A 22916-nucleotide genomic window follows, 5' to 3' on the forward strand; every position below is an offset into this window, starting at 1 on the left:
GTCACGCCTTGGCGGCGCCCGCCCTGAGATTGCGTTCTGCTATGGCCACAACTGCGACCCCGCCCATGGTCAGCGCCGCGCCGGCCAGAATCTGCCCCGTGAGGACGTCGCCCATGAAGCCCCAGCCTATGCCGATCGAGACGATGGGCGTCGCCAGGAGATAGGGCGTCACCCGTCCAGCCTCGCGCTTCTGAACCAGCCAGAAGACCAGGCTGGTCGCGATGACTGAAGACACGACGCCAGCCCAAAGGAGGCTGACCCATACCAGAGGCGTGGCCTGGATCAGAGCGGCGACCTGTCCGGTCTCGAAGGCTGCGGACGCCATGGCCAGGCTGGGCAGGGCCACCAGGGCCAGCAGCCCCTGCATCTTCAGCGGCGGGATCGAGGTGGTGCGGCGAGCGATGACCGTGGTCAGGGCCCAGGCCGCGCTGCCGGCGGCTCCGACCAGGATGGCCTTCCAATCCTCCAGCGCGTGCGGGTCCAGGGTCATCCAGGCGACGCCGAAGAAGGCCACCAGCATGCCGGCCAGCGCCAGACGCGACAGCCGCTCGCCAAGGATGAGAAAGGCGAACAGGGCGGTGAAAGGGATCCAAAGCTGCGTCGCCACCGACACCGGGCTGACGTCCTGGGCCAGCCAGAAGGCCAGATAGATCAAGCCGTAGTGCAGCGGCCCGCCAACCAGGACGATGATGGCCAGGCTTTTCCAGTTCGGGAAGGGAGGCCGCACGAACCAGACCAGGCAGGCCGCGGCCAGGGCGAAGCGCAGACTGCCGACCAGCAGCGGGGGCATGACCTCGGTGGCCACCTTGGCCGCGGCGTTGTTCACGCCCCAGATGATCAGCACGGCCAGGATCGCGGCCATTTCGATGGGTGTGAGGCGCTGATCGTGCATCAGCGGCCTATGGCACGGGGCTGACGGCGCGTCGGCTCACATTCGATGACGCGCCGTTACCTCATCGCGCGAGCCTTAGAACGGAATGTCGTCGTTCAGGTCATAGCTTTCCTTGGGACCCGAAGGCTTGTTGGCGCCGCCGGTCGAGAAGCCTGAGGAGTAGTCGTCGTCGTTTCCGCGGCCATAGCCGCCGCGGTCGCCGCCGCCGGACCCGCCGTCACGGCCGCCCAGCATGGTCAGCTGGCCGTTGAAGCGCTGGATGACGATCTCGGTGGTGTATTTCTCGACGCCCTGCTGGTCGGTGTATTTGCGGGTCGTCAGCGAGCCCTCGATGTAAACGGTGGAGCCCTTCTTCAGGTAGTTTTCGGCCACTTTGACGATGTTCTCGTTGAAGATGACCACTTGGTGCCACTCGGTCTTCTCCTTGCGCTCGCCCGAGGACTTGTCGCGCCAGCTTTCCGAGGTCGCGATGCGCAGATTGCAGACGCGGTCGCCGGAATTCAGCGTCCGGATCTCCGGATCCTTGCCCAGATTGCCGATGAGGATGACCTTGTTGACGCTGCCCGCCATGACCTAATGTTCCTTTTTCGTTCTCGCTCGCGACACCTAGCAGGGCGCGTGTTCAAATTCTAGTTCGGGGCGACCGCCACCGGCGCGCCGTCGATGCGGCGTTGGATGGCGCCCGGGATCGCCAGACGGCCGTCGCCAGTCCTCGCCAGGGCGAAGAAGCGCGGGCCCGTCAGCTGCTTGCCGAACGACACTCCGCCGCGGTCGATGAAGATGAACTGGCCCTGATAGGCCCCGATCGCCTCACGGTTCGAGCCGCCCATGCTCAGGAAACGCAGCCGCATCTCCTCCAGACGGGCCGCGCAGAATTCGATCTGCGGCTGGTCCTCGGCCAGGACATTCAGGCGTTCGATGTTGCGGCCGTCGTCCGTCAGCGCCACCGAATAGCAGACGCCCGGATCGCGCGGCGCCTCGATCGTCTCCGCGCAGGCGGCCAGCGTCAGGGGTGCGCAGAGCGCGAGGGCGGCAAGCGAGACGCGCATCAGTTCAGACCTGGGAATTGGCAGTTGCGATCCTGCTCCGCCAGCGTGCGGAAGCGGTTGTTGTCGGCCGACTGCTCCACACGGCGCGGAACCAGGCGAAGGGTGGTGTCGCCCCAGCGGCCGTAGTCGGCCTCGCCAGGCCGCACGCAGGCGCCGGCGTAGAGCGCGCGCACGCAGGCGTTCAGGCTGAGCCCCTGCCCCACCGCGCGCCATTCCCCGCCCACATGGCGCAGGCAGGCGGGGCCGGAAACCGGCGCGGGCGCCGGCCGGGACGGCTGGCTTGCCGCCGGCTGTCCCGGGTCGATCGGCGCCGGCTCGTCGAACTCGAAGCTCGGCAGCTCCGGCGGCGGCGCGAAGGCAGCCGTCGGCGCGGCCGCCAGCTCGCCGGAGGCGTCCAGACCCACGTCCAGCGCGCCCGTGGCGACGCCGTTGCGACGCGCGCAGTCGGCCAGGGTCGCCTGGCCCACGAACTGGCCGTCGACGAAGCAGCGAAGCTGGCGGGTCGGCTCCAGCGAGGGGGCGTCGGCCAAGTCTACCACGAGGCCGCCACGATCGGCCGGCGACGCCGGGTCGGGTCCGTCGTCACGCCCCCCGCCCATCACCACGGCTAGGCCGATGGCGGCAACCACGGCGACGCCGCCGCCGATCAGCAGGATGGTGCGTGTGTCTTTGGAAAGGGCCATGGAAACTCGCGCGGACTGGAGCCCCAATAACCCCGCGGGCCCCTAGGCCGTCAACGCACTTTCGCGGATCAACCCCCGGCCAGACGCGCCAGGGCCGACTGATAGTTGGCGATCTGATTGGTCAGATAGGCCGGGGCCTCGCCCGTGACAGGCCGAGCGTTGGCGTTGACGGGATTCATGGCGCGATAGGCGCTTCGCACCGTGGTCATCGCCGCCGTCAGACGATCGATCGCCGCCTTGATCTGATCGGCGCCCGACAGCGAAAGGGACGACGGCAGGTCCAGGCCGAACGTCTTGGGCCCTTTGTCGGCGGAGGGGCCGACGTGACCCGAGGCCAGACCCAGACCGGCCAGGGCGTCGCGCCCGGCCTCGCCCGGTATCAGCACCGCACTCTTGCCGTTGCGCGAGGTCAGGGTCAGTTGCTGCAGCCTCTGCGCGTCCAGGGACAGCGGCCCGGCGTCCTTGTCGCGTACGGTCGTGACCGTCACCCTGAGCGCGAGGCTGGAGGCTCGCTCGATCTTCAAGGCCAGGGTTTCGAGCGTATCGCGCGCCTCGATGGTAATGGTGGTCTTGCGGGTTCCGACCTGGACCTGGAACCGATCGCCCACGCGCAGGGCGGTGGCGTCCACCAGCCGGCGCGATTCCGCGCCCGGGAGTTCGCCCTGCGGCAGGCCCAGTCGATCCAGCGCGCTGACGCCGCCGCTTGAGATCGAAAGGGCGGTCGGGGCGGCCATCATGCCCTCTCCGGCCCAGTCGCGCGACCATTCGACCTGCCCCGACAGGGGATCCAGCCGCGCCAGATAGGCCCGCGTCGGATCCTCGGGCTTGGCGCCGGCGGGACGGTCATGGACGCCGGTGATCCAGACCTTGCCGTCGTGCACCTTCATGTCGGCGGCCGTGTCGTCGCCTTGGCCGCCGAAATAGGTCAGCCGGTCTTCCCCGGAAGGCGACAGGTCTGCGCTCATCACCGCGACAAAGGCGTCCGAGCCGCCGGAATGGGTCGTCGCAGGCGCGCCGACATCCAGCGCCGGATTGCGGGTCGCGCCCGCCAGGACCAGCCGGCCGTCGACGACCGACAGGCCGGCGATCTCGCCCGAGGCTACGCCCAGGTCCCGGCTGGCGGTCAGTTGCGGACGTCCATCGCCATCCAGGGTGAAGCGCCGCACCACCAGCCGTCCGCCTTCGACGCCTGCGGTGTACAGATCGTCCCCGTCGCGCGTTAGGGCCTGGACGGCGTCGTCACCTGCGCCGCCGAACTGCACCGATCCCGCCATCGCCGCCCTGACCGGGGCCAGATCGTGAAGCCGGCTTTCCTGGAAAGTCTGCAGATATCCGTCCCAGCCGCCCAGGGCGGCCGAGCCGGGCAAGGCTGAACGGGCGCGGCCCGCCACGAAGACCTGGCCGTTGTCGCCGAACACCACCGCGGTGGCCTCATCCTCGGCCCTGGCCCCGCGTCGCTGTGTCCACATCTCGGTTCCGGCGGCGTCGAAGACGGTGACGAAGCTGTCGGCCAGGGCCGCGTCATGACCCGCCTGCCCGGGCTCCAGCGCCCCGACCACCGATCCAGCGACAGCCACGCGCCCGTCGGAGGCGACCGAGATCGCATAGCCGCTGGCTTGATCCGCCGCGCCCAGCAGCCGTGTGGTGACGACCCGGCCCGTCGAATCCAGCTGCATCAGCGCGACGTCGGTACGGCCCTTGATCGGCTGGTGGTCCGCGCCGGACGCCAGGTCGGCGACGATCCAGGTGGAGCCGTCTGGTCCCGCTGCCGCTGCGCGCACGGCCGACACGCCCGGCGGAAGGCTGGACTGACCGATGCGGCCGTCCACGAAAAAGGTTTCACCCGGCCGCTCCAGCCCCGCCGAGCCGTCCGCGGCGAACTTCAGCACCTGCCGGCCGGCGCCGGTGTCCTGGATCACCTGGACGGAATCAGCCTGGGGCGCGGCGGAGAAGGCGATTGTCTCCGTCGCCACGCCGCGCACGGCCAGGGCCCAGCGGTCCCCGAGCGCAGGCAGGGTGATGGTCCGATCACCAACCTTCAGCGTCCGAGGCTCGGCGTCGACCTGCTGGCGGGCGAAGCGCGTGTCCAGGCCTGACGCCTCCAGCCTTGCGTTCATGAAGGCGACGACGTTGTCGAATGTGCGAGGCTGACCGCCCATCTGATCCAGATCGATCTCGACCTGGATCGTCTGCGAGCCCTTCTTCGCGGTCACGGCGAAGGCGGTCGGCCCCTCGAAGGCGGCCACCGGCGTGGCCAGGGAACCCTCGTGCAGCGCAGGCGTCACCACCGCCGGCGCGCCGCGTGGTATGGCGGCTGTGGTCGCCGTGGTGGTCTTGGACACGCCCTGAACCAGATTGACCTGATCCAACTTGGCGCCGGCGAGATAGGTCGTCAGTTCCGCCAGGCCCGAAGAGAAGCGCTTGGCGATCAGGGCCGCCTCGGACGCCGGCAGGCCTTTGCCGCCCGTGCGCTCGGCCAGCGCCTTGAGCGTCTCAAGCCCTTGATACAGGGCGAACATCTTGCGGTAGTCCGCCGACGCCCCCGCCAGGTCCAGGCGCGGCGCCGTTTCGTCGATGATCCGGCGGCCCGCCAGCGCGGCGCGGACCAGGGCCGGCGTCTCGGTCGGCTTGGCGGACGGCGACCAGGGTGCGGTAGGCTGCGTCTTGCGCGCGGTCGCGGCCGCGCCTCCCGCGCCGGACGAGCCCCAGCTCTGGCCGTAAAGGCCCAGCAGATAGCTGTTGTCGATCACGGCGCGACCCTTTCGCCGTCAGTGTGGCGGGGCCGGGGTAACCGCCGGTTAACGCGAGCGTGATCGCGCGTGCCGGAACCTGACATAACGCAGGCTGTTGAAAGCGCGCCTCGGGGCCATGTTCCTTGGGAGATGCGTGATGAAACCACGACAGATGCTGCGATCCATCCTGGGCCTGTACGGCTTTGGCCCCAAGGCCCCGTTGCGCCCGCACAGGTCGGCCGAAGAGATCGGCCGGGCCAGCCCGGCGCGCCTCTCTGTGCGCTGATCAGGAGCGGAACAGCGACAGCAGAATCTGCGGCGACTGGTTGGCGATGGACAGCGCCTGCGCACCCAGTTGCTGCTGAACCTGAAGCGCCTGAAGCCGTGCGCTTTCGCGGGCCAGATCCGCGTCCACCAGATTGCCGATGCCGACTTCCAGCGAGTCCATCAGCTTGCCGACGAAGATGTTGTGATTTTCGATCTGCTTGGACTGGGCGCCCAGTTCCGCTAGCCGCTCATTGGCCGTGGTCAGGGCGGTCTTGACCGCCGTGAGGGCCGTCTCGGCGTCGGCGGTGGCCAGCAGATCAAGACCGGTCAGACCCAGCCCCGCCAGTGTCAGATCCTGACGGTTAAGCGAGATGGTCTCGCTGGCTGAGGCGTTGGCCAAAAAGTCCAGCGCGGTTGCGGACGCGCCGTTCAGGATGTTTTCGCCGTCGAACGTCGCATTGGCGGCGAAAGAGCTGATCGAGCTCAGCAAGGCTTGGAACTCGTCGTCATAGGCCTTGCGGGTGGCGGCCGAGGCGGACGGGTCGGCCGCGGCGGTCGCCTTTTCTTGGAGCTGGGTGAGCAGATCGGATATCTGCGACCCTGCGGCCAAGGCTACATCGGCGACCGAGGTGGCGCGGTTCAGGCTGTTCTTGACAGAGTCGAGCGCCCGCATGTCCGAGCGTTGGCTCTGAGCCACGGCCCAAACCGCAGCGTTGTCCTTGGCGCCCTGGACCTTGAGCCCGGTGTTCACGCGACTCTGGGCGGACGCCAGATTCTTGTTCGTGGCGTTGAGATTCTGCAGGGCGATGAGCGCCGAGGCGTTGGTGTGGACGCTGTTGGTCATGGCTTTCTCGCCTTGCTCTGATTCGAGCAGAGCATGGCGTGGAAAAGCTGAGCGTATGGTTAACGCCCCCGGACGTCGGAAAGCGCCGGCCGATCGCTCGGCGGCGTTGGTGCGCTTCGGGGCCTCGAGGTCAGGCGCCGGTGACGATGACGTCTCCGGGCCCGTAGGCGGGCGACTGGCTGAGGCGGACCATTTCCTCACTGGGATACTGGCGGATGACTTCGCCGGTCGTGCGGTCCAGGGTCTTGTAGATGAAGCCCTTTTCGCCCTTCTCGATCAGCAGCCGATAGCGCTCGGCGGCAGGCGGGGGAGGCGGAGGACTGGGTCGGGGATTCGGATCCTGAAAAGCTCCGAAGCCCGAGGACGCTACTGGGGATACTCCTGCGACATGGTTTGACATCACCCTATTGCGCGATGGGGACCGCGCCCTCTGAAGCGAGCCCGGGGACGGCCGAAGCCGTCCCCGAACCCTGTTGATCTTAGCGGAACAGGCCGAGCAGGATCGAGCTCGACGAGTTGGCGATCGCCAGCGCCTGCACGCCCAGCTGTTGCTTGGTCTGCAGGGCGGTCAGGCGAGCGCTTTCCTTGGCCAGGTCGGCGTCGACCAGATTGCCCGCACCAGCTTCCAGGGCGTCCTGGAGCTTGGTGTTGAAGGTGATCTGGCGTTCCAGCGACTTGGAGGTCGTGCCCAAGCCCTGAAGGGCGCTGGCCCATGCGTCGATCGAGGTTTGGACGCCCGCGGCCGTCTGAGCGGCCGGAACCGCCGGCGGCGAAGCGCCGAAGGCAGCCACGCCGTCGAAGTTCGCCGCCGCGATGGCCGCGGTGATCTCGCCCGACAGAGCGGTGAAATCGGCGACATAGGCCGTCGTGCTCGAACCCGCAGCGGTCGCGGCTTCGATAGCTGTGCCCAAGGCCTTCATCTCGGTCAGGGCGGCCATGATGGTTTCACCAGCAGCCAGGCCGACGTCGTTGATCGACTGGCTCCGCTGCAGGTTGTTGATCGTGGCGTCCAGCGCCTTGGCGTTGGCTTTCTGGGTCGTGGCGATGGCCCAAACGGCGCCGTTGTCCTTGGCCGACGAGACTTTCATGCCGGTGGTGACGCGGTTTTGGACGTTCGCCAGTTCGCGGCCGGTGGCGGCGAGCGACTGGGCGGCGACCATGGCGCCATAGTTCGTATTGATGCTGGCCATTCTGGCCTCCTTGCTCTTCTGAGGGGCCGACGCCGTTTTGGCGGTCGGTTGGTGCGGTCAGAAACCGCGCCAGGGGAGAACCGAGACGACGGGGGTCGTGCTTTCGACGCCCCCGGCGGTCGGCTTAGCGGAACAGGCCGAGCAGGATCGAGCTCGACGAGTTGGCGATCGCCAGCGCCTGCACGCCCAGCTGTTGCTTGGTCTGCAGGGCGGTCAGGCGAGCGCTTTCCTTGGCCAGGTCGGCGTCGACCAGATTGCCCGCACCAGCTTCCAGGGCGTCCTGGAGCTTGGTGTTGAAGGTGATCTGGCGTTCCAGCGACTTGGAGGTCGTGCCCTGAGCCTGCAGGAAGGTCGTCGCGGCCGTGATGGCGGCGTCGATTTCCGCCACGGCGTCACCGGTTGCGACGTCCTCGGTCAGGGTGACGGTCAGGCCGGTCAGCGCGTCCACGCCATCGAACTCGGTGTCCGCGATGATGTCGTCGATCTCACCCTTGAGGGCGTTGTAATCGGCTTGGTAGGCGCCGATGTCGCCGCTGTTGGCGTCAATGGCGGCGGCCAGCGCCTTCATCTCGGTCAGGGCGGCCATGATGGACTCACCGGCGGCCAGGCCGACGTCGTTGATCGACTGGCTGCGCTGCAGGTTGTTGATCGTGGCGTCCAGCGCCTTGGCGTTGGCTTTCTGAGTCGTGGCGATGGCCCAGATGGCCCCGTTGTCCTTGGCGGACGAAACCTTCATGCCGGTGGTGACACGGTTCTGAACGTTAGCCAGCTCGCGGCCGGTGGCGGCGAGCGACTGAGCGGCGACCATGGCGCCGTAGTTGGTGTTGATGCTGGCCATTCTGGCAGCTCCTTTTTTTCGTCTTCGACATGTCCGACGCCGTTTTGGCGGTCGGGAGCCTTTTGCTCGCAGCGCTCGAAGCAAGAGCAGGGCCGCTGAGGAAATCGCGGCGCCAAATCCTCAGCCGTTGTTTTTCCTTGGGTACTTCTGGTTAAGCATGCGCCTGACCCGGCAGGATCAACCGGCCTCCCGGCAAGTCCTGCCGGGCGCCAGGCAAGACTTGCCGGGTCAGGAGCGCCGCGCCCTCAGCCACCGCTCGACCAGCGCCCGCTCGGCCTCAAGTGTGTCGAGCGCCAGCCGCCGCGCCGCGTCACAGCGCACGATCTGACCACCCCGCTCCGCATAGGCCGCCTCCAGGTCTGCGTATGTGGCTTGAGACCGCAGGACCGCCAGAGCGCAGGAGCGGAGAGCCTCTTCAGGCAGGTCAAGGCGCGGCGGCGCAGCCGACGAGATGGGACGCAAGGCTGCACAGCTCGCGGTCATGCTCGCCCAGCCGGCGAGCGCGATCAGGGTCAAGGCTTTGGTGGGCGTCATGGGCGTTCTCCGCGCGGGATCGGGCGGCGGCGGTGGCCCGTTCGATCGCCAGCCCTTGTTGATGGTGAAGGTCGAGGCGCTGCGCGGCCTCGCGAGCGCCCTGTGTCTCCATGCGCCGCGCGGCCGTCTCGCTCTCGGCGCGCGCGGCGCGCTCCTGAGCGTGGGCGAGACGGCGTGCGCCGAGACCCAGCGGATCCCAACGCAGACCGACGGCGCCACCCAGGAGGATCAGCACGATCAGACCGGCCAGGGGCAGCCAGGCCCAGGTCACCCATGGGGACGGCCGGATCATGGATAGCGCCTTTGGTCGAGCTCGAAATGCGGGCCGTCGCGCAGGGTCGGCCAGTCGCCGCCCCAGATCAGCGACACGTTGCGCTCGGCGGCCGCCGCCTTGAAGGCCTGCGCGATCGGCGGGTAGAGCGGCCAATCCCAGCGCACCTGTCCGTCGACCCAGGCCGCGACATCGAGGGCGTGTCCCGTCAGATGACGAGAATTGAGCGTCCGGCTCGCCCCGGCGCGCACCAGAGCGGCTTGCCGTTCGCGGCTGCGCAGGCCCTCGGTCACCATGAAGTCGATGGGGGTGCGAGCCAGCGCCGCCTCAGCCACGCCCACCAGGTCCGCGTGCAGACCTGCGAGATTGCGCCGCGACCGTGCGGAGAAGCGAAAGCTCATCAGCGAGCTCCCGTCGACAGCCGAAGCCTGAGGTCGGCCAGGATCGAGACGATCTGCTGTGCGCTCGGAGCCACCAGATACAGCACCAGCACAAGCGCCAGCAGGCTCATCAACCCGTGGGCGACCGCCGGCATGCGGTCCGGTGCGGTGCGCGCGACGGCGAACGCCAAGAGGCCCCACAGCAGCGCTGACGAAGCGAATACATAGAGGCGTCGCCAAAGCCAGCGGCCCTCCGGCAGGGGCTGGGTTGATGCGTGTGTCATCACTGCGCCTCCGGGTCGTCGATCAGGCCTTGGCTCCAGCGCCAATCCTGGCCGAGGGCGTCGAAGCCCTCTTGATCAGTCAGATGATCGGGCGTCTCCCAGGTGTCCGGCTCGAGCAGGCGGAGGTCGGGATCGGTGTCGAGCGGGTGCCTCATCCGATCACCGCGACCCGCACGGCGCCGGCGGCCCCCTGGCCTCCAGGCCCGCCGGCTGTCAGCCCCGCGCCCCCGCCCCCGCCTGCGCCGCCGTAGATCCCGCCGGCGCCGCCTGCGAAGCCGACGCCTCCTGGATTGGAGGCGCCTCCCGCCCCCGCACCGCCGCCCACGGACAACGGCGGCAGCAGCGCCGGGCTGCCCTCGCCCGCCGGCTGACCGGCCACGGACAGTCCGCCCGCCCCTCGCGCGCTCCAGCGTCCGCCGACGCCGCCGACGCCGCCGACCCGAGCGATATTGTCTGCGCCCAGACCGCCGCCACCCCCGCCGCCGCCAGGTTGATCGGCCGCCTCGCCGGCCGATCCGTTTGCGCCGACGCCGGTGGACGAGGATCCGCCTCCGTGCGCGCCGGCTGCGCCGCCCAGACCGAAGCCCGCCCCGGATGCGCCTCCGCCGCCGGGCGATAGGACGAGGTTCTGGCCGTTCTGGGCCACGCTCGACGGGCCGCCCGCCCCGCCGGACTGGCCGCTCGCTTCTCCGCTTACGCCACCCGGGCCCACGATGATGTCGAGCACCGCGCCGACGCCCAGAACCTCGGCTGGCAGACGGGCGCTGATGCGGCCCCCGCCACCCCCGCCACCCCCGCCGCTGCGGTTCGTGCCCGCCGGGCCGCTCTGGCCGGCGGCGCCGCCGCCGCCGCCTCCCACCACGACCACGTCGATCCAGCGAGCCCAGGCGGGAACGATCAGTTGGCCGTCGGCGGTGAACAGAATGGTTTCCTGGCGCACCGCGCCGCCATCAAAGCTGATCCGGCCGCTGGCGCTGTCCACGCTGAAGACGTTGCGCCACGTGGCGCCGTCGGGACACACCTTGAGGCGCAGAGCGTCGTCGCCGATCAGGCCGATCTCGGCCCTGGCTGAAAATCCGCTCTGAAACAGCAGTGAAAGAACATCCGTCGTCCCAGACTTGTTGAGGGTGAAGCGAAGGTCGCCGTCGCCGCCCTCTTCGTCAGGTCGCGCCGTCCACAGAGCCTTGTTCAGACGCGCGGCGAAGGGATTGTCCGCGTCCGCCGACGTGCCGAGGCCAAAGCTGTCGAGGTCCGACAAGGCGGTCAGCGTGCTGCCGATCTCCACCCACGCATCGTCGCTCCTCACGACCAGCGCCGTTTCGTCGACAACCAGCGCCACCTGGCCAAGCGTCGGCTCGATCCAGGTCCAGCCGGACAGTTCGCGGCGCAAGAGGGCGCCGGAAGGTCGGCCCGTCCAGGCGCCCGTTCCGGCTCCATTCAGGATGAAAAGGTCGCCCTCTGCGGCGTCAGGCGGCGGCGCCGAAAGGCTGCGGCTGAGAACGCAAGTCTGCACTAGAACATCCAGCCGCGTCAGACTGTCGTTCAAGGTGACGTGCTTTTGAAGCTGCCCGGCCGCCAGATACGGCAGTCCTAGGCGTGCGCTCGATTGGTCGCTCATGTCTTCTCCGTCTGATGACGGAGCGACTGTGCGGCGAAAGGAAGCCTAGGCGCGCTGCACGGATGAGAAATCCAAGTCCTGCCGCCTTATCAATCCGTTCGCGCAACAGAACGTGCTGTGTTGGGCTCGGATGACTATCCAACCAAAAGTGCGGGGAGGCCGACTGGAAGGGCTGGGCGACCTCCCCGCTGACGGGATCGGGCTGTCAGGACCAGATGCGGCAGGCGCATCGCGATCCCGTCTGAAGAATATACGACGCCGCCCGACGCCTGGATGCGTCAGACCGGTTGGAACGCGCCGGAAGCGATGACCGGGCCATCAGGCTTGTCAACGGGCGGCGTGTGGCCCGGCGCCTCCATCGATATCGCGACGGCCTGGGCTCGACCCGCCATGATCTCCATTCCTCCGCTCAGTCGATGACGCGATTGCGACGTCCCGTCGACCGGGCCGACCAACCGCACCACTCCATCGTCCATCACCAACCACAGATGCGGCACGCGGCCTGGCGGCATCGGCGCGGCTGGCTGAAGGAACAGTCCCCCGGTCACCGGGTCGTAGATCAATGTCGCGGCCATGCCGCCGCCCTCCACCGTCAGCGTGGCCACGCGCGTCACCGCCGGCGGCGTCGGCGAGGACGCCGCGACTTGCGTCTGATCGGGACGCGCCGCGAGAAAGATCAGCGCGCCCAGGCTGGCCGCCAGCAGCGCGCTGGAGCCCACGGCCCAGCGCCGCCAGAAGATGACGAGGTTGTCGTTGGCTGAACCGATCACGGCCGAGAGGCGCGCCCAAAGCGCCGGCGACGGCTCTTCGCTCGGCGCGGATTCGACCATCTGGCCGAGCCTTTCGGACCAGGCGTCGACCTCGGCGGCGAAGGCCGGGTCTCTGGCCTGCCGCGCGCGGGCGGCAGCCTCCTCGACGGGCGACAGCAGCCGCAGGGCCAGTTCGCCCGCCAGCAGGTCGCGATCCTCGTCCGGGTCCAGCACGTTCATCGCTCCAGACAGAATCGCAGGCGCAGGAGGCCGCGCCGGATCCAGCTCTTCATCGTGCCTAGCGGCGCCCCCTCTCGCTCGGCCAGTTGATCATAGGTCACACCTTCAAAGAAGGCGGTGCGGATGGCTCGGGCCGTGCGGTCCTCCAATTCGTCCAGGCAGGCGTTCAGCCGGACGACCTCCTCACCGGTTTCGACGAGGTCCGACGCCAAAGGCGCCTCGTCGGGCCGCGTTTCCAACACCTCCACCGGGGCGACGACGATCCGGCTTCCGGCCGCGCGAAGGCGGTCGATCGCGCGGTTGCGCGCGATCGTGGCCAGCCAGGTTATGGGGCTGGCGCGGGCGGGGTCGAAGTCCTCCGCCTTCCTCCACACGATCAGATAGGTGTCCTGCAAAACATCCTCGGCCAGCTGGCGGTCACCCAAGATACGCAGGCACACACCCATCAGCTTCGCCGACGTCGCCTCATAAACGATCTTGAAGGCGCCCCGGTCGCCGGCGCCGGCGCGTCCGAGCGCTTCGGCCAGTTGGTCGCGCGTCAGGGCGGTCGTCATTCGGCGGTTGCTCTCCAGTGCCGCCTGACTTGGCGGCACTGAACCCTCAAGGTCAAGCGGACGCTGCGTCGCCTCGACACCTTCTCCCCGGTTGGCTAGGCCGAGGACGAGATTCGATCCGGAGCCTGCATTGACCCTCCTTCGCGGCCTTGCCCAGCTGTTCGCTTGGGGCGCCTCGGCTGGCCTGGCCGCAATAGGACTGGCGGGGCTGAGCGGCGTCGGGCATCGCTGGATCGACATCCTCGCCCAGTTCACCGCTCCAGCGGCGGCCGGCGCGGGGCTGCTGGTCCTGGCGTGCCTGGGACTCAGGCTGTGGAGCGCCGCCGCGGCTGCGAGCCTGGCAGGCCTCATTCTGCTGGTTGCGGTCTGGCCGCAATTGGCGCCGGACCGCCGCCCGGCCGAAGGACCGACGCTGCGGCTCTACACCGCCAACCTGTATGGCCGAAACGACGATGTCGCGGCCATGCGCGCCTCGCTGCAGGCCGCCGACGCCGACGTCCTGGTGCTGATCGAGCTGGGAGACGCGCCAAGCGAACAGATAGACGCCTTGCTCGAGGGTTGGCCGCACCGGGCCGTCAGCGGACGCCGTGTCGGGGCAGGCGGAGCGGTGCGTTCCGTCATCGCCTCGCGTCTCCCGCTTCGACCGCACGCGCTGACCCTGCACGAAGTCGAGACGGTGTCCGCCACCGTTCAGGCCCCCTTCGGGCCGGTGGAGGTGATAGCGGTGCACCTGACGCGGCCGTGGCCCTTCCAGTTTCAGTGGGGCCAGATCATTCAGGTCATGGAGCTGGGCGAGCATCGACGCACCCTGAACGGCCCGATCATCGCCGCAGGCGACTTCAACAGCGTCTCCACCGCCCGCATCGGGCGGCAGATGCGCGACGAGTTGGGTCTGACCGCCGCGCCCGGCTGGCCGGGCACCTGGCCGGCCAAGGCCCCGGGGCCGCTGCGCATCAACATCGATCAGGTCTATCGCAGCCCGGAGCTGGTGGTCACCGAGCGGCGGCTTGGCCGGCCCACCGGCTCGGACCACCGGCCCGTGGTCACAGAACTGAGGCTGCGTGCAGGCGGCTGAGCCTTTCCTGGTGCCCCTCGGTCGGGAAGTCCGCCGCGATCCAGTCCTCTTCGAAGGCGCGCAGCAGTTGACCCGTATGCGGGCCGGGCGCCACGCCCAGGGCGGCGATCTCACGGCCGCCGATGGGCAGCGGCGGCGGCGTCCAGGTATCGACGAGGGTCTCGATCGCTGCTGGGTCCGCATCTGGCCGCTCGGCCCGGCCGCGCATCAGCCTGTCCGAAAACACCTCGCGCCCTAGGCGATAGAGGGCCGCCCTCGCCGCCCTTTCGGAGATGTCCGGAGCGATCGAGCCGGTCATGGCGACCAGGCGGCCACGCTGGGCGTTGGACAGCCGCAAGCGGCGCGCGACGCCATCCACCCCCTCCGCATCGACAGGCAGCATGGCCGACAGGCGCAGCAGCGGGTCGGCCGACAGATCGACCATGGCTTCAAACAGGCCGGCATCCTCCGCCTCGGGCAATATCGCCCTCAGAACCCCGGCTTCGCGCATCGCGCGCACCGAGGGGCGGGGATCGGGGGCCGAGAGAAGCTTCAGCAACTCCTTGGACACCCGTTCCGCCGACAGGCGAGACAGGCCGCCGGCCAGGTCCCGACAGGCGGCCAGCCCCCCCGCGTCCAGCGGGCCGGAGCCATACCAGGCGTGGAAGCGGAAGAAGCGCAGTATGCGCAGATAATCCTCTCGAATCCGCATGTGCGCGTCGCCGACAAAGGCGATTCGGCCCGCCGCCAGATCGCTCAGGCCGCGCCCCGTCGGATCGTGCAGTCCGCCGGCGGCGTCGGCGTACAGCGCATTTACCCCGAAGTCGCGGCGCGCCGCATCTTCCGCCCAGTCCGTCGTGAAAGCCACGACTGCGCGGCGCCCGTCCGTCTCCACGTCGCGGCGCAGGGTGGTTATCTCGTACGGCCGCCCGTCCGCGACGGCGGTGACCGTGCCGTGGTCGATCCCCGTCGGGATCGCCTTCAGCCCTGCGGCCTGGAGCGCCGCCAGAGTCCGGTCGGGCGTCAGGCGGGTGGCGATGTCGATGTCGTCGACCGGCTGGTCCAGCAAGGCGTTGCGTACGCATCCCCCCACGAACCGGGCGCAATCGGCGCCGCCTGCAGTCTGAAGCGCCGCCATGACGGCCCGGCTAGGCGCTGACGTCAGCCATTCAGCCTGGGACAGATCGGGCCTCATGCCGCGTCCTCATCGACGGCCCGCGCAGGCGCAGCCTCGTCACCATACAAGCGGTCGCGCAGACGCTTCAGCACGCCGGCGGTTACGCCCCAGATGTACCGCTCGTTCCACGGCATGGACCAGAACCAGCGGCGAGGTCCCCCCTCAGGATCGTAGAAGTCGCGGCGGTGGTTGGCCGGGTCCATCAGAAAGTCCCAGGGCGCCTCGAACACCTCGGCCACCTCATTCGGCGCGGGCTTGAGGATAGGGGACGCCTCCAACCAGCCGACCACCGGCGTGATCAGAAAGCCCGTGCCGGTCTCGTAGGGATCGCCCAGACCCAAGACCTGAACAGCCGCAGGATCGAGGGCCACTTCTTCGTGCGCCTCGCGCAGCGCGGCCTGGACCGCCGTTTCGCCGGGATCCAGCCGGCCTCCGGGCAGGGCGATCTGGCCGCCGTGGCTGGCGAGGGCGTCGCTGCGGCGCGTGAGGATGACAGCGGCCCCGCCGGGTCGCGCGATGATGGGCGCGAGGACTGCGGCGGGCTTCAGCGCTCGCGCGGTGCGCGCCGCGTCGGGGTTCAGGTCGAAATCCGAGAAGACCGGGCCCGCGTCCGGCGCCCAGTCATCGACCGGCCGCAGCCGTTCGAGCAGACGCGATTTCAGGCTGACGAGGCTCATTCGACGCCTGCCCCGGGCGGCCCGAGCGCGAATATCCGGCCGCCTGAGCGCACGCACAGCCGCTGATCCTGGATTTCGGCCATCTCAACCAGTTCATAGAAGACCGGACGGGCGACGCGAGCCCAGAGATCGCCGCGCACGCGGATGCGCGGACGCGGCTCATCGTCCTGGGTTTCAACCACGAGCGGATGATCGGCGCCCGCCCTGACCTCGTCGCCGACATCGGTGGAGAAGACCAGGTCGTCCCCGTCTCTTCGGACGGCGACGGCGCGGAAGGGGAGGTCCTCGGCCCTGATGCGCAGCTTCTCCACCGGTGTGACAAGATGCAGACCGTCCGAATCCTGGCGCAGGATGGTCGAGAACAGCCGCACCAGTTCGGGTCGGCCGATGGGCGAGCCCTCGTGCATCCACACGCCGTCCGCGCGGATCAGGATGTCAATCTGGCCGCAGTGGGCGGGGTTCCACAGGTGCACGGGCGGCAGTCCGCGCTCGGGCGCCCGCCGGGCCGCCTCAGCTGCGCCTGTCAGTCCCGCGAGGTCGGATCCCGTCATGCGCCAGACTTAAGCCGCGCCGCCGTCCCCGCCAATGGCGGGCGTCGTCAGGGCCGCAGATCTGAGCGGAAAAAAGAGGGTGTGAATGGTGTGAATGGTGTGAAACGGAGGCGTCCCCTGTCAGTGGCGCGGGCCCTATTGTTTCTACACCAGCCCGTTGGCGTGACGGGTTCAGAGACCGAAGATTCAGGAAAACTTCGCGAACTCAGAGGTGTAAGCCTGTCGAACTGACGCTCGACGTTCGCGGGGGCACCCTTCGCCTTGACCGAACGATAGTGGGCGACCGGGGCAGACCCGCGACGGACGATCGCCCCCGATCCTGGGATCGGGGGCGGCGCCGCCCGTATCAGAACTTGACGCTGATGCGGCCGAAGACGCGGTTGTCGCGATAGTCGTCCTGATGCACGCCCGCATAGCCGAAGGCGATGCTGGTGGCCGGCGTGGCCTGGATGTTGACGCCCAGGTCGGTCAGCAGGGCCTCGGTTCCGACTTGCGCGCCCTGAACGCCGAAGACGGGCCCGCCGGCGAAGGCGGCGGCGAAGGTCGGACCATCGTCCTTCAAGTCCTGCGCCCAAGCCAAGTTGGTGAAGGCGCTGACTTCGGGCCCAGGTCCGCTGGTGAGACGGGTTTCGGTCCGGACGCCGGCTGTCACCAGGTCGGAGGTGTGCTTGACCTCGCCCGACAGGGCGGCCTGCCCCCCCGTCTCGATCACGTCGGCCTTATAGCGGATGCGCGAATAGTTGGCGTAGGGCTCCAGCAGGGTGTTGTCCAACTGAACCTTCCAGGCCACCTCGCCATAGGCCTGCCAGGCCTCGCCGTCGTAGCGTCCGCTCAGTTGATTGTTGAACTGATTGACGGCCGCCTGGCGGTTGGTGCGCACGTCGGAGTCCATCCAGGACGCCCCTGCACGCAGGTCGACCGGACCCAGGCCGTAAGCGCCGTAGGCTCCGAGGTGGAAGCTGCGGACATCCCCATCGGACCGCACCGCCGGCGACCGGATTTCCGAGCGGCTCTCGCCGACCGCCAGGCCGACATGACCGCCGCTGAACGCCCGCTCGACCCCGCCGAGGTAGCCGGAGCTTTCACTACGGAAGTCGGAAATCCAGTCGTGGCCCTCGAACCGACCGTTGCCAAACACGCCGGTCGCCCAGACCGTTGTGCCCGAGGCGTCAGTGCGGCTGGCGCCGCCGCCGCGTCCGCGCAGGAGCATGGCGTCCCGGATGAAGCGCGTCTCCCCCGTGGCGACGCCGCCCAGCGTCGCGTGCACCTCGCCCGTCAGCGTGGTCAGCGCGGCGCGGACATTCTCGGCGCTGCCGTCCAGGATGGCGTTCTCCAGCGCCAAGGTGGGCGAGTTCGGATTGGTGCGGTTGGTCATGACGTCGAGCGCCTGACCCGCAGACCGCTGATTGGGATTGGCGCCGACCGACGCGATAGTCACGTCGTTGCGGGTCAGCGTCAGAACCACGCCGTTCTGGAGATAGCTCAAGGTCGGCCGCAGGAAGGCCAGATCGCTCAAGGCTCCGGCGAAGGTTCCGGTCACGCCGCCCGCCGAAGACAGGATGTTCATGCGCGTGCGCAGGTTCCAGTTGCCCTGGTCCGCCTTAAGGATGACCTGTCCGCCCTCGAGCGTCGTGGCGCCTTGCACAGCCAGCCGCGAGTGAGCCGTCCCGTTGACGCTGGAACGGACCCACAGGAACGAGCCCGCCTCGAATACGGCGTCGCCGGTGACGGTCAGGGTCCCGAAAGGATTAGCCGCAGCGCCCGGCGCCACGATCCCGCCGGAAGCAGCGGTCAGGTTCAGAACCTGACCGAGCCCGCCGATGATGCCCACGCCCGAAACCGTCGCGTCCGACGCCGTCAGCCTGCCGTTGACGGTCAGCAGCCCGCCTTCGACATTGGTCGCGCCCGTGTAGTTGTTGACGCCCGTCAGCACCAGCTCGCCGCCGCCCTTCTTGACGATGCCGCCGATGTCATTCGGGAAGTTGGCGAGAACCTCGGCCGAGTAGCGATCGCGGGCGTCGGAGATGTTGTTGCTCCAGACATCGACCGTGCCGACATTCACCGTCACGTCGCGGATGTCGCGCAGCGCCGTGGGACCGTTGAGCGCCACCTGCATCTGCGGCGCACCCCAACCCGATCGCAGATCGACGCCAGGCGTATCCAGGTCGACCGAGCTGGACAACAGGATGTCGGCGATCAGACCGGTGCTGTACTCAGGGAACATCTCCATCAGCAAGGCTGCGAAGCCCGACACGTTGGGTGCGGCCATCGAGGTGCCGGTGTAAGCTGCATAGCCCGCGCCGGTGTAAGTCATGGACTGCGTCAGGAGACGGTCCATCTCCGCGCTGGCCTGCATCAGGACGTCACGCGAGAAGGCCGGCGTCAGGATGGCCATGTTGTTGGTCGACGTCAGCAGGTTGGCCAGCGTGGAGGTGTGGCCGTCCGGATCGTTGAGACGAATGCCGACGACCACCGAAATCGCCACGGCTTCTCGCGCCACGTTCGCTCGCGCCGCCGCCTCGTCAAACGGGAGACCGGCTAGCTCGGCGTTGCGCTTGGCGTTGAGATAGCTGTTCAGGACGTTGATGAAGAGGTTGTTCGCCGCCGTCTGGAGCGCCGCCACCGTGGTCGGGCTGTACAGCGTCGGATAGCGCGACGACGGGAACAGCGCATTGATGGCGTTGCGATCCCAAGTGAAGGTCGGCACCCCCGAAATCACCTGGTGCCCCGGCCCTGCCACACACCAGGTCGCGGTCTGGCCGCAGAAGCTGGTGGACGGGCTGGGCGTGCCGGCGGTGGTGTAGTTGGCGACCGACAGCCAGTTGGACCGCAGACGCGGGTCCGAAAGCGGTGCGGCCGCATCCACCCCCGCGTGGACGCCGCCTCCATTGCCCGCGGAGAAGACGACCAGAACGTCGTTCTCGAGAATCGGGTCGTAGAAGTCTCCGTAGTTGCGGCCCAGTTGCGCCCTCACGGTCGCCATGGAGGCGTTGAACGGAATGCTGTTGGCGGAACCCCAGCTGTTGTTGATGATCCGCACCGATCCGGTGTTGGCCAGATCGACAATGTTCTGCTGCGCCGTGGCGACCGTACGACCGTCGATGAAGGCGTCCTTGAACCAAAGGAAGTCGCCGGCGGCGAAGTTGGTGGTGGCCGAATAGATGTTGGCGCCGAAGGCGTTGCCGAACATGAGCTGCCCCGCGACGCGCGCGCCCGCAGCCGTGCCGGCGACATGCGTTCCGTGGCCCTCATATCGGCGGCGCGGATTGATCAGGCCGTCATTGCCATATTCGGCAGGCACCGCTGTCCGCAGCCCGGTCAGCTTGCCCGCGCCCTGCAGAAGCGGGTGAGCGGCGTAGACGCCCGCGTCGTTGATGCCGATGGTGAGGCCGGCGCCGGTCAGGCCGCGCGCGTAGGCGTGCTCAAGACCCAGGAAGCGCTTGGAATAGTCGACCGCGAATTGGGCATCGGTGCGCCAGGACTCCAGGGCTGCGGCATAGTCCGCCGTACGGCTTCCATTCGCCATGTAGAAGCCGCCAGGCGGCGGCGTGGGATTCGATTGCGCCAGGGCTCCGCCGGCTGAGACAAACAAAGAACTTGCCACAGCGGCAAGCAACAGACGCTTGGAACTGGCGCGCACTAACACTCTCCCGATTGAGCCACGTAACGACGTGAATTGGTTCCCCCGGCGGTTTTCCGCCGCTTGTTCGTCACAGAGGAGACACAATGGCCGAAGGTGTCAACCCGCGTTAACGCACGCAGAACGAGAGGGGCTGGCCATGGCTTGTCGCGCGAGAGGAGAAATCGTCTCCGATTCTCAGATCAGATCGCGAGCCCTTGAACATGCGCCGCCCGGAGGGGCAGCCACATGATGCGGCGCGGATCCGCAGGCCCTGGCAGGCGCACGTCAGGGGCGGGCTGGAAGCCGAAACGGACGAAATAGGGCGGATCGCCGATCAGCAGGACGCCCGCCAAATCCGGCAGGGTGCGGGCGCGGTCGATGCACGCCTGGACGAGCGCCGCGCCCGTGCCCGCACGGCGGCTGGACGCCTCCACCGCGATAGGTCCGAGGAACAGGGCCGGGACGCCGCCGACCGTGATCGACCACAGCCGCACAGAACCGATTACGCGGCCGTCCTCGCGCGCCACGAAGCCGGCCGCCAAGGGTGCGCGCTCGCGCAGGCGCTCGGCGGTCTTGGCGAAGCGGCCGGGACCGAAGGCGGCCAGGGTCACGCGCTCGACCGCGGCGGCGTCGAACGGAGTCTCGGCGTCTATGAGAAGTGCGGCGGGCGCGGCGGAAACGGACATGGCCGCGCGCCGTTAGGGCCTGCCGCGCCGCTTATCAATCGATTTTAGAAAAGTCCGGCGCGCGCTTCTGGGTGAAGGCCATGAAGGCCTCCATCGCCTCAGGGCTGCGCATCTGCGAACCGAAGGCGTGGCCCTCGCTCTGCATGATGGCCCACAGGCGTTCGGCGTCGCGCATAAGAGCCTTGGTCTTGCGCAGCGAGTTGGGCGCGCGGCCGGCCAGCTGGCGGGCCAGATCGACCGCCGTCGTCTCGACCTCGGCGGCGGGAACGGCGCGGTTGACCAGACCCCAGGCCAGGGCCGTGCGCCCGTCGATGGGCTGGCCCAGAGCGAACAGCTCGAACGCCCGCTGATGGCCCAGCACGGCGGGCAGCAGCAGGCTGGAGGCCGCCTCGGGCGCCAGGGCCAGATTGACAAAGGGCGCCGACAGCAGGGCGTCTTGGGCTGCGACCACCAGATCGCAGTGCAGCAGCAGGGTCAGGCCGATGCCCACCGCCCGCCCCTGCACGGCGGCCACCACCGGCCGGTCGCAGTCGGCCAGGGCCTTGAGGAAGCGGAAGACCGGCATATCCAACGCCTTGGCGTCCGGCGCGGCGCTGCCCTGGGTGATGAAGTCGCCGATGTCGTTGCCCGCCGAAAAGCTGTCGCCCTGCCCCTTGAACAGCAGAACGCGAACGGCTGGATCGGTGCGAGCGCGCTCGGTCGCCTCCGCCAACGCCTCGTACATGGCCTGGGTGATGGCGTTCTTCTTGTCGGGCCGGTTCAGGGTGACGGTCAGGACGCCGTCGGTCAGCTGGGTTTCGATCTCGCTCATTGTCTCTTCCTCAGAGGGCCCGCCACCAGTCGACGCCGGCGGCGGCGCGGTCGCGGGTGACGACGCCGCGACGTTCCAGATAGATCAGATGCGCCAGACACTCGCCCGTGGCCATGCCCAGCAAGCCGTCGTCGATGGAACGGCCGAAGACGGCGACGAACAGGTCCACGACGCGCCTGGGCTCGGCCAGGGCGCGCGTCAGCCGCTCCAGCGACACCGCGTGGCCGCGCTTCAGAGCCTTGAGCCGAGGGTGCAGTCCACGGAACGGCTCGCCATGGGCGGGCAGGATGAAGGCGTCCTCGGGCCAAAGCGCCTCAAGCTTGTCCAGCGAGGCCAGCCAGTCGCCCAGCGGGTCGGCCAGGGGTTCGGTCGGATACAAGGATACGTTCGACGAAATGCGCGGCAGGACCTGGTCGCCCGACAGGATGACATCGTCCGAGCGCCGCCACAGGCAGACGTGCTCGGGGCTGTGGCCGGATCCGACGGTGATCGTCCAGTCCTCGCCGCCGATCGAGATCACATCCCCGTCCGACAGCCGCTGGAAGGTGCGCGGCAGGGGCTCGACCCGCCGGCCGAACGTTCCGTACTCGTCGCGCCACGCCTGGATCTGGGCCGTGGTCCAGCCGGCGGCGGTGAAGAAGGCGGCGTGGGCCTCGGGCGCGGAGGTTCCCGTGTCGGCCAGCAGCATCCGGGCCGTGACGTATTCCAGCCGCGACATCAGGAGCGGCGCTTCGAACCGCTCGCACAGCCATCCGGCCAGACCGATGTGGTCAGGGTGCATGTGTGTGCAGATCAGCTGAGTGACCGGCAGGCCGCCGAGGGGTCCTGCCAGGGCCGCCTCCCACAGCTGGCGCGTCAGGGAGGTGGATAGGCCGGTGTCGACCACCGCCCAGCCGTCGCCGTCCCTGATCGCATAGGCGTTGACGTGCTCTAGCGCGAAGGGGAGCGGCAGGCGCAGCCACAGCACGCCGGGCGCGGCTTCGACCGCCAGGCCGGGACCGGGCGGATCACCGAGCGGATAGGTCAATCCCCGCGAGAGAACGGGCGCGTCGTCGGCCAAGTGCGTCTCCAATCGAAACGCAGGTTTAGAAGAGGATGCCAGAGGCGTCCAGCTTCCTTGCCGTCATCGTCGGACTTGATCCGACGATCCAGCCCTGCAGGCGAGCAGGTCAGAGTGGCTGGATGCTCGGATCAAGTCCGAGCATGACGGCGG

26 protein-coding genes are annotated in these 22916 nt (G+C 68.6%); 2 read left to right on the forward strand and 24 right to left on the reverse strand.

Annotated features, from left to right (window positions below; all coding sequences use genetic code 11):
* Window position 1: 1 nt before the first annotated feature.
* The 5 genes from E4M01_RS12985 to E4M01_RS13005 form a co-directional block, all read right to left on the reverse strand.
* Window positions 2-892, reverse strand: coding sequence for a DMT family transporter (locus E4M01_RS12985; RefSeq protein WP_135064496.1), 891 nt, complete (start codon window positions 890-892; stop codon window positions 2-4).
* A gap of 75 nt (window positions 893-967) precedes the next feature.
* Window positions 968-1462 carry a single-stranded DNA-binding protein gene (ssb, locus tag E4M01_RS12990; RefSeq protein ID WP_135064499.1) on the reverse strand — a complete coding sequence of 165 codons (495 nt, stop codon included), beginning with the start codon at window positions 1460-1462 and terminating at the stop codon, window positions 968-970.
* Between the two features lie 59 nt (window positions 1463-1521).
* Window positions 1522-1941 (reverse strand): hypothetical protein, encoded by a 420-nt coding sequence (locus tag E4M01_RS12995; protein ID WP_135064502.1) that lies wholly within the window; start codon window positions 1939-1941, stop codon window positions 1522-1524.
* Entirely contained in the window at window positions 1941-2624 is a 684-nt protein-coding gene (locus E4M01_RS13000) for a hypothetical protein (RefSeq protein ID WP_135064505.1), read from the reverse strand. The genes E4M01_RS12995 and E4M01_RS13000 overlap by 1 nt, the downstream gene beginning before the upstream one ends.
* Before the next feature lie 68 nt (window positions 2625-2692).
* Window positions 2693-5374, reverse strand: a complete 2682-nt coding sequence (locus E4M01_RS13005) for a transcriptional regulator (protein WP_135064508.1) — start codon at window positions 5372-5374, stop codon at window positions 2693-2695.
* A 139-nt stretch (window positions 5375-5513) separates the two neighbouring features.
* Between E4M01_RS13005 and E4M01_RS14620 the strand changes: the two genes are divergently transcribed.
* The gene (locus E4M01_RS14620; RefSeq protein WP_256359953.1) at window positions 5514-5642 is read left to right on the forward strand and encodes a hypothetical protein; all 129 of its coding nucleotides are present in this window, start codon (window positions 5514-5516) and stop codon (window positions 5640-5642) included.
* Here E4M01_RS14620 and E4M01_RS13010 read toward each other — a convergent pair whose 3' ends face one another.
* The 12 genes from E4M01_RS13010 to E4M01_RS13060 all read right to left on the reverse strand — a co-directional run bounded on the left by E4M01_RS13010 (window position 5643) and on the right by E4M01_RS13060 (window position 13125).
* A complete protein-coding gene (locus tag E4M01_RS13010; RefSeq protein ID WP_135064511.1) occupies window positions 5643-6467 on the reverse strand; it encodes a flagellin in 825 nt (274 codons plus the stop codon).
* A 130-nt stretch (window positions 6468-6597) separates the two neighbouring features.
* Window positions 6598-6867, reverse strand: coding sequence for a flagellar protein FlaG (locus tag E4M01_RS13015; protein ID WP_135064514.1), 270 nt, complete (start codon window positions 6865-6867; stop codon window positions 6598-6600).
* Window positions 6868-6946: 79 nt separating this feature from the next.
* Window positions 6947-7657 (reverse strand): flagellin, encoded by a 711-nt coding sequence (locus tag E4M01_RS13020; protein WP_135280331.1) that lies wholly within the window; start codon window positions 7655-7657, stop codon window positions 6947-6949.
* A gap of 124 nt (window positions 7658-7781) precedes the next feature.
* Entirely contained in the window at window positions 7782-8495 is a 714-nt protein-coding gene (locus tag E4M01_RS13025) for a flagellin (protein ID WP_135280332.1), read from the reverse strand.
* A gap of 228 nt (window positions 8496-8723) precedes the next feature.
* A complete protein-coding gene (locus E4M01_RS13030) occupies window positions 8724-8957 on the reverse strand; it encodes a hypothetical protein (protein ID WP_209316128.1) in 234 nt (77 codons plus the stop codon).
* Window positions 8920-9321 carry a hypothetical protein gene (locus E4M01_RS13035; RefSeq protein WP_135065218.1) on the reverse strand — a complete coding sequence of 134 codons (402 nt, stop codon included), beginning with the start codon at window positions 9319-9321 and terminating at the stop codon, window positions 8920-8922. The genes E4M01_RS13030 and E4M01_RS13035 overlap by 38 nt, the downstream gene beginning before the upstream one ends.
* Complete coding sequence (locus E4M01_RS13040; RefSeq protein ID WP_135065221.1) at window positions 9318-9701, reverse strand: M15 family metallopeptidase; 384 nt, start codon at window positions 9699-9701, stop codon at window positions 9318-9320. Before E4M01_RS13040 ends, E4M01_RS13035 begins: the two co-directional genes overlap by 4 nt.
* Complete coding sequence (locus E4M01_RS13045; RefSeq protein ID WP_135065224.1) at window positions 9701-9964, reverse strand: hypothetical protein; 264 nt, start codon at window positions 9962-9964, stop codon at window positions 9701-9703. The genes E4M01_RS13040 and E4M01_RS13045 overlap by 1 nt, the downstream gene beginning before the upstream one ends.
* Window positions 9964-10119: a hypothetical protein gene (locus tag E4M01_RS14375; RefSeq protein ID WP_167765416.1), complete on the reverse strand. Its 156-nt coding sequence runs from the start codon at window positions 10117-10119 to the stop codon at window positions 9964-9966. Before E4M01_RS14375 ends, E4M01_RS13045 begins: the two co-directional genes overlap by 1 nt.
* Entirely contained in the window at window positions 10116-11582 is a 1467-nt protein-coding gene (locus tag E4M01_RS14655; protein WP_135065227.1) for a DUF2793 domain-containing protein, read from the reverse strand. The genes E4M01_RS14375 and E4M01_RS14655 overlap by 4 nt, the downstream gene beginning before the upstream one ends.
* A 278-nt stretch (window positions 11583-11860) precedes the next feature.
* On the reverse strand, window positions 11861-12571 hold the full coding sequence (locus E4M01_RS13055) for an anti-sigma factor domain-containing protein (protein WP_135065230.1): 711 nt from the start codon (window positions 12569-12571) through the stop codon (window positions 11861-11863).
* Complete coding sequence (locus tag E4M01_RS13060; protein ID WP_135065233.1) at window positions 12568-13125, reverse strand: sigma-70 family RNA polymerase sigma factor; 558 nt, start codon at window positions 13123-13125, stop codon at window positions 12568-12570. Before E4M01_RS13060 ends, E4M01_RS13055 begins: the two co-directional genes overlap by 4 nt.
* Window positions 13126-13255: 130 nt before the next feature.
* Between E4M01_RS13060 and E4M01_RS13065 the strand changes: the two genes are divergently transcribed.
* Window positions 13256-14200 carry an endonuclease/exonuclease/phosphatase family protein gene (locus tag E4M01_RS13065; protein ID WP_135065236.1) on the forward strand — a complete coding sequence of 315 codons (945 nt, stop codon included), beginning with the start codon at window positions 13256-13258 and terminating at the stop codon, window positions 14198-14200.
* Here E4M01_RS13065 and E4M01_RS13070 read toward each other — a convergent pair.
* The 7 genes from E4M01_RS13070 to E4M01_RS13100 all read right to left on the reverse strand — a co-directional run bounded on the left by E4M01_RS13070 (window position 14169) and on the right by E4M01_RS13100 (window position 22763).
* A complete protein-coding gene (locus E4M01_RS13070) occupies window positions 14169-15374 on the reverse strand; it encodes a CCA tRNA nucleotidyltransferase (RefSeq protein ID WP_135065239.1) in 1206 nt (401 codons plus the stop codon). The two genes, E4M01_RS13065 and E4M01_RS13070, sit on opposite strands and share 32 nt — an antisense overlap.
* Window positions 15371-16033, reverse strand: a complete 663-nt coding sequence (locus E4M01_RS13075; protein WP_135065242.1) for a CoA pyrophosphatase — start codon at window positions 16031-16033, stop codon at window positions 15371-15373. The genes E4M01_RS13070 and E4M01_RS13075 overlap by 4 nt, the downstream gene beginning before the upstream one ends.
* Window positions 16030-16584, reverse strand: a complete 555-nt coding sequence (locus E4M01_RS13080) for a DUF1285 domain-containing protein (RefSeq protein WP_135065245.1) — start codon at window positions 16582-16584, stop codon at window positions 16030-16032. The genes E4M01_RS13075 and E4M01_RS13080 overlap by 4 nt, the downstream gene beginning before the upstream one ends.
* Before the next feature lie 346 nt (window positions 16585-16930).
* Window positions 16931-20110 (reverse strand): autotransporter domain-containing protein, encoded by a 3180-nt coding sequence (locus E4M01_RS13085; protein WP_135065248.1) that lies wholly within the window; start codon window positions 20108-20110, stop codon window positions 16931-16933.
* Between the two features lie 296 nt (window positions 20111-20406).
* Window positions 20407-20892 (reverse strand): GNAT family N-acetyltransferase, encoded by a 486-nt coding sequence (locus E4M01_RS13090; protein ID WP_135065251.1) that lies wholly within the window; start codon window positions 20890-20892, stop codon window positions 20407-20409.
* 34 nt (window positions 20893-20926) lie between these two features.
* Window positions 20927-21703: an enoyl-CoA hydratase gene (locus tag E4M01_RS13095; protein WP_135065254.1), complete on the reverse strand. Its 777-nt coding sequence runs from the start codon at window positions 21701-21703 to the stop codon at window positions 20927-20929.
* A 10-nt stretch (window positions 21704-21713) separates the two neighbouring features.
* Window positions 21714-22763 (reverse strand): MBL fold metallo-hydrolase, encoded by a 1050-nt coding sequence (locus tag E4M01_RS13100; protein ID WP_245158303.1) that lies wholly within the window; start codon window positions 22761-22763, stop codon window positions 21714-21716.
* Between the last annotated feature and the right edge of the window lie 153 nt (window positions 22764-22916).

Source organism: Brevundimonas sp. MF30-B, assembly GCF_004683885.1.
Classification (GTDB): Bacteria; Pseudomonadota; Alphaproteobacteria; order Caulobacterales; family Caulobacteraceae; genus Brevundimonas.

Bases quoted from the DNA above. Each gene is read 5' to 3' on its own strand.
- E4M01_RS13015 (WP_135064514.1), bottom strand. From the start codon at position 6,867: ATGTCAAACCATGTCGCAGGAGTATCCCCAGTAGCGTCCTCGGGCTTC.
- E4M01_RS13095 (WP_135065254.1), bottom strand. From the start codon at position 21,703: ATGAGCGAGATCGAAACCCAGCTGACCGACGGCGTCCTGACCGTCACC.
- E4M01_RS14655 (WP_135065227.1), bottom strand. From the start codon at position 11,582: ATGAGCGACCAATCGAGCGCACGCCTAGGACTGCCGTATCTGGCGGCC.
- E4M01_RS13000 (WP_135064505.1), bottom strand. From the start codon at position 2,624: ATGGCCCTTTCCAAAGACACACGCACCATCCTGCTGATCGGCGGCGGC.
- E4M01_RS13010 (WP_135064511.1), bottom strand. From the start codon at position 6,467: ATGACCAACAGCGTCCACACCAACGCCTCGGCGCTCATCGCCCTGCAG.
- E4M01_RS13020 (WP_135280331.1), bottom strand. From the start codon at position 7,657: ATGGCCAGCATCAATACGAACTATGGCGCCATGGTCGCCGCCCAGTCG.
- E4M01_RS13055 (WP_135065230.1), bottom strand. From the start codon at position 12,571: ATGAACGTGCTGGACCCGGACGAGGATCGCGACCTGCTGGCGGGCGAA.
- E4M01_RS13085 (WP_135065248.1), bottom strand. From the start codon at position 20,110: ATGGCGAATGGAAGCCGTACGGCGGACTATGCCGCAGCCCTGGAGTCC.
- E4M01_RS13025 (WP_135280332.1), bottom strand. From the start codon at position 8,495: ATGGCCAGCATCAACACCAACTACGGCGCCATGGTCGCCGCTCAGTCG.
- E4M01_RS13070 (WP_135065239.1), bottom strand. From the start codon at position 15,374: ATGAGGCCCGATCTGTCCCAGGCTGAATGGCTGACGTCAGCGCCTAGC.
- E4M01_RS13080 (WP_135065245.1), bottom strand. From the start codon at position 16,584: ATGACGGGATCCGACCTCGCGGGACTGACAGGCGCAGCTGAGGCGGCC.
- E4M01_RS13090 (WP_135065251.1), bottom strand. From the start codon at position 20,892: ATGTCCGTTTCCGCCGCGCCCGCCGCACTTCTCATAGACGCCGAGACT.
- E4M01_RS13045 (WP_135065224.1), bottom strand. From the start codon at position 9,964: ATGACACACGCATCAACCCAGCCCCTGCCGGAGGGCCGCTGGCTTTGG.
- E4M01_RS14375 (WP_167765416.1), bottom strand. From the start codon at position 10,119: ATGAGGCACCCGCTCGACACCGATCCCGACCTCCGCCTGCTCGAGCCG.
- E4M01_RS13035 (WP_135065218.1), bottom strand. From the start codon at position 9,321: ATGATCCGGCCGTCCCCATGGGTGACCTGGGCCTGGCTGCCCCTGGCC.
- E4M01_RS13060 (WP_135065233.1), bottom strand. From the start codon at position 13,125: ATGACGACCGCCCTGACGCGCGACCAACTGGCCGAAGCGCTCGGACGC.
- E4M01_RS14620 (WP_256359953.1), top strand. From the start codon at position 5,514: ATGAAACCACGACAGATGCTGCGATCCATCCTGGGCCTGTACGGCTTT.
- E4M01_RS12995 (WP_135064502.1), bottom strand. From the start codon at position 1,941: ATGCGCGTCTCGCTTGCCGCCCTCGCGCTCTGCGCACCCCTGACGCTG.
- E4M01_RS13040 (WP_135065221.1), bottom strand. From the start codon at position 9,701: ATGAGCTTTCGCTTCTCCGCACGGTCGCGGCGCAATCTCGCAGGTCTG.
- ssb (WP_135064499.1), bottom strand. From the start codon at position 1,462: ATGGCGGGCAGCGTCAACAAGGTCATCCTCATCGGCAATCTGGGCAAG.
- E4M01_RS12985 (WP_135064496.1), bottom strand. From the start codon at position 892: ATGCACGATCAGCGCCTCACACCCATCGAAATGGCCGCGATCCTGGCC.
- E4M01_RS13075 (WP_135065242.1), bottom strand. From the start codon at position 16,033: ATGAGCCTCGTCAGCCTGAAATCGCGTCTGCTCGAACGGCTGCGGCCG.